The organism is Terrabacter sp. Soil810, assembly GCF_001429645.1.
Classification (GTDB): domain Bacteria; phylum Actinomycetota; class Actinomycetes; order Actinomycetales; family Dermatophilaceae; genus Terrabacter.
The window spans coordinates 267006-280184 of record NZ_LMSW01000011.1 but is presented as its reverse complement, the minus strand read 5'-3'; the positions used below and the strand labels follow the sequence as shown (position 1 = coordinate 280184).

Annotated in this window: 13 protein-coding genes; 6 read left to right on the top strand and 7 right to left on the bottom strand. The window is 72.4% G+C overall.

Annotated features, from left to right (window positions below; all coding sequences use genetic code 11):
* Positions 1 to 93 precede the first annotated feature (93 nt).
* The gene (locus ASG96_RS07170) at positions 94 to 1341 is read left to right on the top strand and encodes a cupin domain-containing protein (protein WP_057587559.1); all 1248 of its coding nucleotides are present in this window, start codon (positions 94 to 96) and stop codon (positions 1339 to 1341) included.
* A 155-nt stretch (positions 1342 to 1496) separates the two neighbouring features.
* On the opposite strand, the gene ASG96_RS07165 is transcribed toward ASG96_RS07170, so the two are convergent.
* Positions 1497 to 2258 (bottom strand): helical backbone metal receptor, encoded by a 762-nt coding sequence (locus ASG96_RS07165; RefSeq protein WP_057587557.1) that lies wholly within the window; start codon positions 2256 to 2258, stop codon positions 1497 to 1499.
* A 33-nt stretch (positions 2259 to 2291) separates the two neighbouring features.
* Positions 2292 to 5561 carry a fused isobutyryl-CoA mutase/GTPase IcmF gene (gene icmF / locus ASG96_RS07160; protein WP_057587555.1) on the bottom strand — a complete coding sequence of 1090 codons (3270 nt, stop codon included), beginning with the start codon at positions 5559 to 5561 and terminating at the stop codon, positions 2292 to 2294.
* A gap of 61 nt (positions 5562 to 5622) precedes the next feature.
* On the opposite strand from icmF, the gene ASG96_RS07155 reads away from it, so the two are divergent.
* Positions 5623 to 6171: a MarR family winged helix-turn-helix transcriptional regulator gene (locus ASG96_RS07155; protein WP_056754497.1), complete on the top strand. Its 549-nt coding sequence runs from the start codon at positions 5623 to 5625 to the stop codon at positions 6169 to 6171.
* Positions 6172 to 6230: 59 nt separating this feature from the next.
* The gene (locus ASG96_RS07150; RefSeq protein WP_057587553.1) at positions 6231 to 7481 is read left to right on the top strand and encodes an AGE family epimerase/isomerase; all 1251 of its coding nucleotides are present in this window, start codon (positions 6231 to 6233) and stop codon (positions 7479 to 7481) included.
* Here the strand turns inward: ASG96_RS07150 and ASG96_RS07145 are convergent.
* The gene (locus ASG96_RS07145) at positions 7478 to 7669 is read right to left on the bottom strand and encodes a BldC family transcriptional regulator (protein ID WP_057587551.1); all 192 of its coding nucleotides are present in this window, start codon (positions 7667 to 7669) and stop codon (positions 7478 to 7480) included. The genes ASG96_RS07150 and ASG96_RS07145 overlap by 4 nt on opposite strands.
* Positions 7670 to 7866: 197 nt before the next feature.
* Here ASG96_RS07145 and ASG96_RS07140 point away from each other — a divergent pair, with 197 nt between their 5' ends.
* Positions 7867 to 8343 carry a MarR family winged helix-turn-helix transcriptional regulator gene (locus tag ASG96_RS07140; protein WP_157610728.1) on the top strand — a complete coding sequence of 159 codons (477 nt, stop codon included), beginning with the start codon at positions 7867 to 7869 and terminating at the stop codon, positions 8341 to 8343.
* A 23-nt stretch (positions 8344 to 8366) separates the two neighbouring features.
* Here ASG96_RS07140 and ASG96_RS07135 read toward each other — a convergent pair whose 3' ends face one another.
* Positions 8367 to 9608: a D-arabinono-1,4-lactone oxidase gene (locus tag ASG96_RS07135; protein WP_057587548.1), complete on the bottom strand. Its 1242-nt coding sequence runs from the start codon at positions 9606 to 9608 to the stop codon at positions 8367 to 8369.
* Between the two features lie 226 nt (positions 9609 to 9834).
* Here ASG96_RS07135 and ASG96_RS07130 point away from each other — a divergent pair, with 226 nt between their 5' ends.
* Positions 9835 to 10842, top strand: coding sequence for an aldose epimerase family protein (locus tag ASG96_RS07130; protein WP_057587546.1), 1008 nt, complete (start codon positions 9835 to 9837; stop codon positions 10840 to 10842).
* Between the two features lie 16 nt (positions 10843 to 10858).
* On the opposite strand, the gene ASG96_RS07125 is transcribed toward ASG96_RS07130, so the two are convergent.
* Both ASG96_RS07125 and ASG96_RS07120 read right to left on the bottom strand, forming a co-directional pair.
* A complete protein-coding gene (locus tag ASG96_RS07125) occupies positions 10859 to 11185 on the bottom strand; it encodes a hypothetical protein (protein WP_057587544.1) in 327 nt (108 codons plus the stop codon).
* A 100-nt stretch (positions 11186 to 11285) separates the two neighbouring features.
* Positions 11286 to 11471 carry a hypothetical protein gene (locus tag ASG96_RS07120; RefSeq protein WP_056752649.1) on the bottom strand — a complete coding sequence of 62 codons (186 nt, stop codon included), beginning with the start codon at positions 11469 to 11471 and terminating at the stop codon, positions 11286 to 11288.
* A gap of 73 nt (positions 11472 to 11544) precedes the next feature.
* On the opposite strand from ASG96_RS07120, the gene ASG96_RS07115 reads away from it, so the two are divergent.
* On the top strand, positions 11545 to 12063 hold the full coding sequence (locus ASG96_RS07115; protein WP_056752647.1) for a MarR family winged helix-turn-helix transcriptional regulator: 519 nt from the start codon (positions 11545 to 11547) through the stop codon (positions 12061 to 12063).
* Positions 12064 to 12321: 258 nt separating this feature from the next.
* On the opposite strand, the gene ASG96_RS07110 is transcribed toward ASG96_RS07115, so the two are convergent.
* Positions 12322 to 13179: a class II glutamine amidotransferase gene (locus tag ASG96_RS07110; protein ID WP_057587542.1), complete on the bottom strand. Its 858-nt coding sequence runs from the start codon at positions 13177 to 13179 to the stop codon at positions 12322 to 12324.

Here is a 13179-nt window from a genome sequence, read left to right as displayed (position 1 = left end):
CACCGAGGGCCCTGCTGACGGCGGAGCCGACACGAGCAGCCACGACGGCGGCGCCGACGGTGGGGCCGGAGCGGACCCGACCTCCTCGATCTGATGACCGCTGGCACGACGAGCCGGGTGCCCACGGACGACCGTGGGCGCTCGGCGCTGGCGCGTCTCGTGCCGTTCGCCGCCGACGAGTTCGCCCGCGACCACTGGGCGCACACGCCGGTGGTCACCCGCGCGGCCGACCTGCCGGGCGGCCTGCTCGACCTCTTCGGGGAGGACGCCGTCGACGAGCTCATCTCCCGTCGCGGTCTCCGGTCCCCCTTCCTTCGTGTCGCCAAGGGCGGGCACACCCTGGGGGACCGCGAGTTCACCCAGGGCGGCGGCGTCGGCGCGTCGGTCGCCGACCAGGTGAGCGACGACAAGCTCCTCGGCCACTTCGCCGACGGAGCCACGATCGTCCTGCAAGGGCTGCACCGCACGTGGGGCCCCCTCATCGACTTCACCCAGCAGCTCGCGGAGGAGCTGGGCCACCCGGTCCAGGCCAACGCGTACGTCACCCCGAGCCAGAACACCGGCTTCAGCGACCACTACGACGTGCACGACGTCTTCGTGCTCCAGGTGGGTGGCGAGAAGCGCTGGCGTGTCCGGCCCCCCGTGCACGACTCCCCGCTGCGCGACGAGCCGTGGACCGACCACCGGGCCGAGGTCGAGGAGATCGGGCGGCGCGCGCCGGACCACGAGTTCACGCTCCGCCCCGGCGACGTCCTCTATCTCCCCCGCGGCTGGGTGCACTCGGCGACGGCCCTCGGCGGCGTCAGCACGCACCTCACGCTGGGCGTCCACGTGTGGACGCGCCGGCACGTCGCCGACGAGCTCGTCTCCATCGCGGTCGCCGAGGCCAGCCGCGACGAGAGGATCAGGGCCTCCCTCGGCGTCGCACCCACTGGCTTCGACCACGAGGCCATCGCCCCGGACGTGGAGCTCGTGCGGGCAGCGCTCGTACGCGCCCTCGGCGAGATCGACGTGGCCACGGTCGTCGACGCCCTCGAGGCACGAGCCCGCGGCTCGCAGCGACCGGCCCCGATCAGCCCCCTCGCCCAGGTGGCGGCGGCCGACGCCCTTCGCCCCGAGACGACGCTCCGCCTGCGGCCGCACGTGGCCGCTCGGCTCGTGCCCTCCGGTGACGGCCCGGCCCGGCTGCGCAGCCGCCTCGCCGACTTCCCGGTCGAGTCGCACGACGTCGGCACGTTCGTCGCCCTGGTCGCCGGTGGCGTCCTGCGCGCCGACATGGTCGGGCTCGAGCTGGCTCGTCGGCTGATGCTCGCCGGCCTGCTCGTCGTCGCCGACGACTGACGGGACGACGCCGCCCCGATGCCCGACCCGCCTCCGGGCGGACGCGGTTTGTGGCCTCTCGACGGTCCTCGAACGTCGAGAGGCCACAAACTGGCCGGCGGATTCAGGCGCGTGCTGTCGCCCGGGGTGTCAGGCATGTGCTGACGCGGGCGGAGTCAGCGCTCGACCGCTGCGGTGAGGGACGCCCGGGCCCCGACGAGGCTCGGGCCGTACCAGGTGAGCAGCCGGCCGCTGACGAGAGCGGTGCGCGCGCGGTCGAACGCCTCGGGCCCGTCGTCGGGCGTGAAGACGTAGGGCTCGTCGGGCAGCAGGACGACGACGCCCTCACGGTCGAGCTCGTCGAGGTCGACGTGCGGGTAGCGGTCGTCGGAGCCGGCGAGGACGTTGCGCCAGCCGAGCCGGGACACGAGGTCGCCGGTGAAGGTGTCGCGGCCGACGGCCATCCACGGGTCGCGCCAGATCGCCACGGCCACGTCGACGACCGTCTCGGGCACCGGGCCTCCCCACTCGTCAGCGGCCGCGACGAGCCAGTCGGGCGTGCCCACGTCGAGCACGTCGCGGAAGAGCCGCCCGAGCGAGTCCAGTGCCGCCGGCACCGTCTCGATGTCGGTGACCCAGACGGGCACGCCGGCGTCACGCAGCCGCCGGACGTCGAGCTCGCGGTTCTCCTCCTTGTTGGCCACGACGAGGTCGGGCTCGAGCGCCTCGACGGCCCTGAGGTCGGGGTTCTTCGTGCCTCGAACCCGTTGCACGGCAAGGCCTTCCGGGTGCGTGCACCAGTCGGTGGCGCCCACGAGCCGCTCCGGGCAGGTCGTCGCCAGGGCCTCTGTGATGGACGGCACCAGCGACACGACCCGGCGTGGCGGTGTCGGCAACGACACGGCATACGCGAGGTCGTCGGCGAGCGTCACCGGCACGGTTCGTGGCCTTTCGACGGTTGGAGGGTGGGGTCAGACGTTGCGGCGGTACTGGCCGCCGACCTCGAAGAAGGCCTCGGTGACCTGCTGGAGCGAGCACACCCGTGCCGCGCGCATGAGGACGTCGAAGACGTTGCCACCCTCGATCGCCACCGCCTTGAGCTCCTCGAGCGCCGCCTTCGCCTCGACCTCGTGGGCCGCCCGGAAGGCGCGGACCCGCGAGAGCTGGCTCTGCTTCTCGTCCTCGGTGCCGCGGGCCAGCACCACGGTGCGGGGCACCTCGCCCTCGTGCGGGTTGCGGAAGGTGTTGACGCCGATGATGGGCAGGCTGCCGTCGTGCTTGCGGTGCTCGTAGAGCATCGACTCGTCCTGGATGCGCCCGCGCTGGTAGCCGGTCTCCATCGCGCCGAGCACGCCGCCACGCTCGGTGATGCGGTCGAACTCCTTGAGGACGGCGGCCTCGACGAGGTCGGTCAGCTCGTCGATGACGAACGATCCCTGGAGCGGGTTCTCGTTCATCGCGAGGCCCCACTCGCGGTTGATGATGAGCTGGATCGCGAGGGCACGGCGCACCGACTCCTCCGACGGCGTGGTCACGGCCTCGTCGAAAGCGTTGGTGTGCAAGGAGTTCGCGTTGTCGTAGATGGCGATGAGCGCCTGGAGCGTCGTGCGGATGTCGTTGAAGTCCATCTCCTGCGCGTGCAGCGAGCGGCCCGATGTCTGCACGTGGTACTTCAGCTTCTGGGACCGCTCCCCCGCGTTGTACTTCTCCTTCATCGCGACGGCCCAGATGCGGCGGGCCACACGGCCCAGCACGGAGTACTCGGGGTCCATGCCGTTGCTGAAGAAGAAGCTGAGGTTGGGCGCGAAGTCGTCGACCGCCATGCCGCGCGCGAGGTAGCTCTCGACGTAGGTGAAGCCGTTGGCGAGGGTGAACGCGAGCTGGCTGATGGGGTTGGCCCCGGCCTCGGCGATGTGGTAGCCGGAGATCGACACGGAGTAGAAGTTGCGGACCTTCCGCTCGATGAACCACTCCTGGATGTCGGCCATCATCTTGAGCGAGAACTCGGTGCTGAAGATGCAGGTGTTCTGGCCCTGGTCCTCCTTGAGGATGTCGGCCTGCACGGTGCCACGCACGTTGGCGAGGGCGTATGCCGTGAGCTCCTCGCGATCGCCGTCGCTCGGCTCCCTGCCCTCCCGCGCCCGGAAGGCGTCGAGCTGCTGGTCGATCGCGGTGTTGAGGAAGAAGGCGAGGATCGTCGGCGCCGGACCGTTGATCGTCATCGAGACGCTCGTCGTCGGGGAGACGAGGTCGAAGCCGTCGTAGAGCGCCTTCATGTCGTCGAGCGTCGCGACGGAGACGCCCGAGGTGCCGACCTTGCCGTAGACGTCGGGGCGCGGGTCGGGGTCACGGCCGTAGAGGGTCACGGAGTCGAACGCCGTCGACAGACGGGTGGCGGGCTGGCCCTCGGAGACCAGCTTGAAGCGCCGGTTGGTGCGGAACGGGTCGCCCTCCCCCGCGAACATCCGGGCGGGGTCCTCCCCCTCGCGCTTGAACGGGAAGACGCCCGCGGTGAAGGGGTAGTAGCCGGGGAGGTTCTCGCGGCGCAGGAAGCTGACGAGCTCGCCGTGGTCGCGGTAGCGCGGCAGCGAGACCCGGGGGATCTTGTTGCCCGACAGGGACTCTCGGGTCAGGACGTTGCGGATCTCCTTGCCCCGGATGCTGACGACCTGCTCGTCGCCGGAGTAGGACTCGACGACGGACGGCCAGGAGGCGAGGGCCCCGGCCACCGCGGTCGGCACGTCGGTGCGGGCCTGGTCGAGCAAGGCCTCCACGGCACGCACCGCGCTCTCGGCGCTGTCGACGTCGTCGGCCGCTGCGGCGGCCGCGAGCTCGCCGCGCACCGACTCGAGCCGCTGCACCCGGCTGGCCGCGGCGGCATACCGCTCGGTGGCCTCGTGGTAGCCGCGGACGGTGTCGCTGATCTCGGCGAGGTAGCGCACGCGCGACGCGGGCACGATGGTCGCGATGCGGGTGGACTGCCGGGTGGCGACCCGCGGCAGCACGCCCTCCTCGACCGGCATGCCCCGGTCGGCGAGCAGGCCCCGCAGCTCCTGGTAGAGCGCGGTGACGCCGTCGTCGTTGAAGGTGGCGGCCGACGTGCCGTAGACGGGCATGTCGGCGGGGTCCTTGCCGAAGGCCTCGCGGTTGCGCACCATCTGGCGGCCGACGTCGCGCAGGGCGTCCTCGGCGCCGCGACGCTCGAACTTGTTGATGGCGACGACGTCGGCGCGGTCGAGCATGTCGATCTTCTCGAGCTGGCTGCTCGCGCCGAACTCCGGCGTCATGACGTAGAGGGAGACGTCGGCGTAGTCGATGACGGCGGCGTCGCCCTGGCCGATGCCCGGCGTCTCGAGGATGACGAGGTCGAAGCCCGCGGCCCGTACGATGTCGAGGACATCGTCCAAGTGGGTCGGCACCTGCGAGCCGCCGCGCGTCGCGAGGCTGCGGAAGAAGACGCGGTCGCCGTCGAGCGAGCTCATGCGGATGCGGTCGCCGAGCAGGGCGCCGCCACCACGGCTGCGGGTCGGGTCGACGGCGAGGACGGCGACGCGGAGCTTGTCCTGCTGGTCGAGGCGCAGGCGGCGGATGAGCTCGTCGGTGAGGCTCGACTTGCCGGAGCCACCGGTGCCGGTGATGCCGAGGACCGGCACGCGGCGTCGGCCCGCGGCCTCGCGGACGGCCGCCAGCATGGCGTCGCCGATGTCGCCCTCCTGGGCGCCGGTGATGGCGCGCGCCACGGAGGCCCGCTCGCCGGCGAGCACGGCCTCGAGCGAGGGCGCACTCAGCTCCCACGGGTCGAAGTCGCAGTCGGCGACGACGGTGTTGATCATGCCGGCGAGGCCGAGGCGCTGGCCGTCCTCGGGGCTGAAGATCGTGACGCCGGACTCGCGCAGCCGTGCGATCTCCTCGGGGACGATGACGCCGCCCCCGCCGCCGACGACACGGATGTGGCCGGCGCCGTTCTCCTCGAGCAGCTTCACGAGGTACTCGAAGTACTCGACGTGGCCGCCCTGGTAGGAGCTGACGGCGACGCCCTGGACGTCCTCCTCGATCGCCGCGTCGACGACCTCCTGGACGGAGCGGTTGTGTCCGAGGTGGATGACCTCGGCGCCCTGCGTCTGCATGATGCGCCGCATGATGTTGATCGAGGCGTCGTGCCCGTCGAACAGGCTGCTGGCCGTGACGAGACGGACGTGGTGTGACGGCTGGTGGAGATCGCGCTTCGCTGCGTCGGACATGGAAAAATAGTAGGACTTCCTACTAATGGACGTCAACGCGTCCGCGTCCTACGATGACGCCATGAGTGCGCAGACCAACGCGGCGGGCAGCGCGGGCGCCGGGGTCGCCGCCGGCTCGGGCCTCGGCTTCGACCCGATCGCCCGGGCGCGGGAGCAGTGGGTCGAGCAGGGGTGGGGCCCCGCCGCCGACGGGATGGCCGCGATCACCTCCCTCATGCGCGCGCACCAGATCGTGCTCGCCCGGGTCGAGGCGACCCTCCGCCCCCTGGGGGTGACCTTCGCGCGCTACGAGGTGCTCATGCTCCTGTGGTTCAGCCGGCGCGGCTCGCTGCCCATGAAGGTCATCGGCAGCCGCCTGCAGGTGCATCCCACGAGCGTGACCAACGCGGTCGACCGCCTCGAGGACGCCGGGCTCGTGACCCGCTCGACCCACCCCGAGGACCGTCGCGCGATGCTCGTGGCCCTCACCCCGGCCGGCCGGGAGCTGGCCGAGCGCGCCACGACGGCCCTCAACACCGAGGTCTTCGAGCAGCCCGACCTCGGCGCCGCCGACGTCCGCTCGCTCGTCGACGTGCTGACCCGGCTGCGACGCGACGCGGGCGACTTCTGACCCCAGTTCGTTACGCGGACCGGCAGCGGCCGGGGCGCGACCTCGGCAGACTGGGGGGCATGCCCGACACCCCGCTGCCCCCGGACCACCTCGACCGGCTCGCGGAGCAGCGGCGCTCACTGCGGGCCCTCGCGCGTGCGGCGCAACGCCCCGGCGGCGGCTTCGGGTGGCTCGGCGACGACGGGAGGCTCGACCCGGCATACGGCGTCGAGCTGTGGATCACGGCGCGGATGACCCACGTGGCCGCCCTGGCGGTCCTCGAGGGCGACGCCTCGTTCGAGCCCGTCGTCGACCACGGCGTCGCGACCTTCGCCCCCGGCGGGCTGCTCCACGACGGCGAGCACGGCGGCTGGTTCGCCTCGGTGCACGGCGACGGGTCGCCCGACATCGCCGACAAGCGGGCCTACGAGCACGCGTTCGTCGTGCTCGCGGCGACGTCCGCCTCGGCCGCGCGGCGCCCCGGCGCGGACGAGCTGCTCGACGGCGCGCTGCAGACCTTCGAGCAGCGGTTCTGGCGGGAGTCCGACGGCCTGGCCCTCGACGTCTGGGACCGCACGTGGACCGACCTCGAGGACTACCGCGGCGTCAACGCCAACATGCACTCCCTGGAGGCGCTGCTCGCCGCGTGGGACGTGACCCGCGACCCGCGCTGGCTCGGGCACGCCCTCCGGATCACCGAGCGCGTCGTGCACGGCTTCGCGCGGTCGTGGAACTACCGGCTGCCTGAGCACTTCGACGCCCGTTGGGAGCCGCGCCCGGACTACAACCGCGACCGTCCGACCGACAAGTTCCGCCCGTTCGGCGTGACGCCGGGCCACCTGCTCGAGTGGTCGAGGCTGTCGCTGCACCTTCGCCACGCCCTCGGGGCCGAGGCGCCGGCCTGGCTGCTCGACGAGGCACGCTCGCTCTTCGACGTCGCGGTGCACGAGGGCTGGGACGTCGACGGCCACGAGGGGTTCGTCTACACCACCGACTTCGAGGGCCGGCCCGTCGTGCGCGACCGGCTGCACTGGGTCGTCACCGAGGCCATCGGCGCCGCCCGCACGCTCCACCTCGCCACCGGCGATCCCACGTATGCCGCGTGGTACGACCGCTGGTGGGAGCACGCCCACCAGTGGTTCGTCGACCCCGAGCAGGGCTCGTGGCGCCACGAGCTGTCACCCGAGCTGGTCCCGTCGAGCGTCGTCTGGCAGGGGCGCCCGGACGTCTACCACGCCTACCAAGCGTGTCTCGTCGGCGCTCTCGGCGAGATCACGTCGTTCGCGGGGGCGCTGCGCGACGGGGCGCTGCAGACGCCCCGCAGCGCCTAACCCTGCTGCTGTTCGAGCAGGGCCCAGATCTCGCTCTCCGGGTAGCGGCGATGTCCGCCCAGCGTCCGGAGGGCGTGCAGCTGGCCCGACCGGGCCCAGCGGCTCACCGTCTTGGGGTCGACGCGGAAGATCGTCGCGACCTCCGCGGGGGTCAGCAGTCTCTCGACCGCCATGTCGTCGCCGTCCATGTCTGTCCGCCTCGCCCCGTCGCAGCGTCAGTGGAGGTCTCGGACTCGGGGCTGGCTGCTCAACCCCGAGTCCGGTGGATCCCGGGTCACCGCGCGCGGTGGTCCCAGGCTCCCGACACCAGCTACGGTACGGGTAGTTAATTAGACAATCAAGCGACCAGATCGGCACATGAGATGGATCTCAGGAGGTGGTGCGCGTGAGCCCCCGCGCCCATGCCCGCGACGACGCGACGATCGCCCTTCGGGAGCTGATCCTCGCCGGCGAGCGTTACCGCATCGCGGTGGCAGCCCACCTCGACCTCACGGTGAACGAGAGCCGGGCCATCAGCTATCTCCTCGCCCGCGGACCCATGGGCCAGACGGACCTCGCAACCGAGCTGGGCCTGACGACGAGCTCGACGACGACCCTCGTCGACCGCCTCGAGCGGCGCGAGATGGTCAGACGTGTGCCCGACCCGAGCGACCGGAGACGGAGCACCGTCGAGATCCCCGAGTCCGGGGTGCGCCGGCTGCGCGAGGTGCGCGACTGGATGCCGCACGCCTTCGACCCGATCGGCGCCGACGAGCTGCCCGGCGTGGCCGCCTCGCTGGGCACCATCGCGGCCGCGCTGCGCTCGGTCACCGCCGAGATCGACGCAGCCCGGGCGGAGAGAAGCGGCCGCAAGCGCCGCTGAGCCCCGGCGCGGGCGCGGGGCGGTCAGCCGATGACGCGCTCGAGGAAGGTGTTGCCGAAGACCCGGTCCGGGTCGACCCGGTCGCGCAGCGCCCGGAAGTCGGCCATCCGCGGGTAGAGCGGCTCGAGCTCCGCGACTCCCGCGACGAAGCACTTGCCCCAGTGCGGACGCGCCCCGAGCGGCAGGAGCGCCGCCTCGATCGCCGGCAGGACGGCATACACCCGCTCCTGGTCGCGACTCCAGGTGAAGTGGACGGCCACGACGTCGTGGCCGTAGGAGCCGCTCAGCCAGAGGTCGTCGGCGACCACGGTGCGCAGCTCGCTGACCTGGAGCACCGGTGCCAGGCGCTCGCGCAGGCCGCGCATCCGCTCGATCGCGGTCAGGGCGTGCTCGCGCGGCAGGAGGTACTCGCTCTGCAGCTCCTCGCCGCGGCTCGGGGTGAAGGCCATTCGGAAGTGCGGCAGCCGGTCGAGCCACGGCCCGGGGACACCGCCCTGCACGGTCACCGCCTCGGTGTCGCCGTCTGCGAACATGTGCAACGTCGTCGCTGCCGGGGCACCGAAAGGCCGGGGCGGGGCCTCGTCGCCGCGGCTCTTGAGCCAGACCTGGTCGATGCCGGCGTCGCCCCACCGGGTGAAGAGGCTGACGCTGTAGGCGCTGCCGATGACGGCGTCGAGCCCGGACGCCAGTGTCTCCCAGGACAGCCCGGTGCGGACCTCCTGGCGCACGTCATAGGTGGGCTCGACGTCGAGGGTGACCGAGGTGACGACGCCGAGCGCACCGAGAGCGACGACGCTGCCGCCGAAGTCGGTGTCCCCACGGCCGACCGTGCGCAGCTCACCGTCCGGGCCGACGAGGTCGAGCGAAGCGACGGCCGTTGCGAGAGAGCCGTTCCCGATGCCCGAGCCGTGCGTGCCGGTCGCGACGGCACCCGCGACGGAGATGTGCGGGAGCGAGGCGAGGTTGCCGAGGGCCCACCCCTCCGCCTGGAGCGCGGTGGCGACGTCGCCGTATGCCGCCCTGCCCGTCACTCGGGCCGTGCGGGTCGACGGGTCGACGTCCACCCGGGTCGGCAGGTCATCGAGCGACACGAGCACGCCGTCGTCGACGTCCGTGATGTCGGTCAGGTCGGTGAAGCTGTGCCGCGACCCGAGGGCGCGCACGCGCGGTGCCGCAGCGACGACCTCCTGGAGGTGCTCGACCGAGCGCACCCGCTCGATGCGGGACCGGTACGTATGGCTGCCTGCCCAGTTCGTCTCGACCATCGCCCCATTGTGCTCACTCGCGGCCCGCCGGGCAGACGTATTCCACGTCACGCCGTCCGAGTCGCGCGGCGAGCAGCGAACCGGCACGCGCGGGCGTGTCACTCTGGGCGGTGGCGTCGCCCGGGTCGTACGTTCGCCACGACGCGGGTCGCCTCACCGCGGCCCCTCGGGGTCGACGTCGACCTTCTACCTCAGCCGAACCGCCGACCACCTGCAGGAGCCCCGGATGCCATCGTCCGCACCGACCACCCCGACCTCGATCGAGCTCGTCGCCGACGGCCTGGTGCTCGAGGTGGTGACGGCCGGCGCCGCGGTGCGCCGGCTGCTCGTCACGGACGCTGAGGGTGACACGAACGTCGCTCTGGGACATGCGGACCCGATGACGTACGCCGCCGACGGCGGCTACCTCGGCGCCACGATCGGACGCTACGGCAACCGTCTGTCCCGGGCCCGGTTCACGCTCGACGGCGTGGAGCACACCATCACGGCCAACGAGGGCGACAACGCCCTGCACGGCGGACTCGACGGTTTCGACCGTCGCGCGTGGACCGTCCAGGAGCAGGGCCCGAGCCACGTGCGCCTCGCGCTGCACAGCCCTGACGGCGACCAGGGCTTCCCCGGTGCCCTCGACGTCACGGTCACCTACCGCGTCGAGCCCGACCTCGTCCGCATCGACTACAGCGCCACGGTCGACCGCGCCACCGTGCTGAGCCTGACGAACCACACGTACTTCAACCTCGACGGCGAGGGCTCAGGCCCTGTCGACGAGCACGATCTGGCAGTGTCCGCGGACGCCTTCACGCCGACCGACGCCCAGCTGCTGCCGACCGGCGAGGTGCGCGACGTGACCGGGACGCCCTTCGACCTGCGCCGGCCGACCCGCCTCGGTGACGCTCTCGCCGGGGACGACGAGCAGCTCGTCCACGGCCAGGGCCTCGACCACAACTTCGTCGTGCGGGGGACGGGGCTGCGCCACGTCGCGACGCTGCGCGGCGCGTCGGGACGCACCCTCGTGATCGAGAGCGACCAGCCGGGCGTGCAGGTCTACACCGGGGCCCACTTCGACGGCACGGTCGTGGGGACCTCCGGCACGGCATACGGCCCCCGAGCCGGAATCGCGTTGGAGACGCAGGGGTTTCCCGACGCGCCCAACCACGCGCACTTCCCCTCGACGGTGCTTCGCGCCGGCGAGACCTACGCGAGCACGACGACCTGGCGACTGACCCGCGACTGAGCGACCGCGTCGCCTTCTAGTGACGTCGGCGGCGACCGCGCTCCTCGTGGAGCTCGGGGTGGACGTCCACGGGCAGCTCCTCCGGCTCGGCCCCCTCACCGGGTCGGGCCACGCCCCAGCCGTCGGCCGTGATCGTGTCGACCGGCGGGTTGCCGACGAGGTGGGACCGCTCGGCACCCTCGGGATGGTCGCGACGCGCCTGCTCGGTGTCGTCGCGGTGCTTGTTGAGGGACTCGCTCCCGTCGCGTCCACTGCGGGACCGCCGAGGTCCGACGATGAGCAGACCGATGACGAGGATCACGACGACGGCCAGCATGACGATGAGTCCTACACGATCACCCATGGCACCTCCAGGGTCCGATGCGTCACCTCCGACGGTACTCCCGTCGGCGCGGCGCGAGGCCCGTTGCGCGCGAACGGATGTCGGCGGGTCGTGGGGTCCCTCAGTGCGCGTCGCGCGCCGCGCGCGCCGCGGCGACCTTGGCCGCGCGCTCGCGTGCGAGCCGGGCCGTGGGGTCGTTGCCCTCGCCGAGCTGGGCCGGGCCGAAGACGGTCAGGCCGATCAGGCGCAGCCGGTAGCCGATGCGATACCAGATCGACAGTCCCTCACGGGGCCTCGAGGACGACACGATGCTGCCTCCAGATAGTTAGTGCACTAACTGTTAGTGTACACAGATCCCGCGACTCCGAGGACGAGGCCCGATGACCCGCAGCGCCAGCACCCCTACCGGCATCCGACCGTCACGCCGCCCGGTCACCCGCTCCCACGACGCGCCGACCGTCTCGCCCGACGACCTGCTCAAGCTCGACCAGCAGGTCTGCTTCGCCCTCGCCGTGGCCGCGCGCAACGTCATCGGTCTCTACCGACCGGTGCTCGAGCCGCTCGGGCTCACCCACCCGCAGTACCTCGTCATGCTCGCCCTGTGGGAGCGGTCCCCCCTCACCGTCCGCGAGATCGGCCGGCTGATCAGCCTCGAACCCGCCACGCTCTCCCCCCTGCTCAAGCGTCTGGAGGCCGCGGGTCTCGTGACGCGCGACCGACACCCCGACGACGAGCGTGCTCTCGCCATCACCCTGACGGAGCGCGGCAGGCGCCTGCGCGAGCAGGCGCTCGAGGTGCCGCCACAGATCGTCGAACGGCTCGGCCTGCGCATCGAGGACCTCGAGGCGCTGCACGGCTCGCTGACCCGCGTCATCGCCGCGACGACCCCAGCCGACTGAGACACGCACCGGTCCCCGGCGCAGCGACGCGCGCCTTCCGACGGCCGCCCGGGTATGGCGCTGGGCCCGGACGTTCGGTCCGGGCCCAGCCCAGCGGGTGGTCGGCGGGTGCCGACGACGAGGCGGTGTGCCGGGGTGCGGTCAGGCGGCGGGCTGGTGGTCGACGAGGGCGCCGAGCGCGTCCTCGAGGCGGCCGAAGACCGCGGGGTCGCCACGTGGACCGACCTGGTCCGCCGCGTCGTCGACGCCGGCTGAGCCTCACCGCCCGGTGGGGCGCTGCGAGGCCGCGGCCGCACCGAGGTCGTCCGGCTCGAGCCGGTGCCGCGGTTCCGGGTCGACGACGGCGCCCTCCGTGACGGCCAGGTCCGGCCCGACCCGCACGAGCACACCGGGGTCGAGCATCCGCCACCCCGGGTCCTGGTCGAGGCGCTCGCTCGCGACCACGACGCACGGGGCGTCCGCCAGGTCGTCGCTGACGACGTGCGTGCCGGACTCGCTGCGGTGGTCGAGGCCCTCGACGGGTCGACGGCGGTCGAGCAGCCAGAGGGCGTGCGTGTCGGGGTAGCGGCAGGCCCACAGCTCGGTCGGTGTCGTGAGGACGACGTTGACGGCATACACGGGCAGGTGTTCTGCCACCCAGCCGAGGGCCCGCTCCATGCCCGCACCGACGTCCCCACCGGCGGCAGCCGTCTCGGCGGTGACCAGCGCGAACAGGCGCTCGGAGTCGGTGTCTCCGCGGACGCGTCCCATCGCCGGGCCGAGGTGCTGCTCCAGGAGCGGCATGCCCTCCACCACCCCGTTGTGCGCGAAGAGGCGGCCGTCGAGCTCGAAGGGATGGGTGTTCTCCGGCCGGGGCGCGGTGCCGGATGAGTGCCGCACGTGCGCCACGAAGGTCGCACTCCGCCGCTCCTTCGCCTCGCTCGAGAACTCGGCGTCGTGCCAGGCCGCAAGAGGCTGCTTCTCGAGCACCGGGCGGCCGGCCTCGTCGAAGGTGCCGAGACCGGTGCCGTCGGGGTTGACGTGCGACTGGCGGGTCAGGCTGTCGGGCGCGTCGAGGAGCCAGAAGGTCGCGGAGACCCGCGCCCGACCGGCACTCATCCCGAAGAGACGACACAC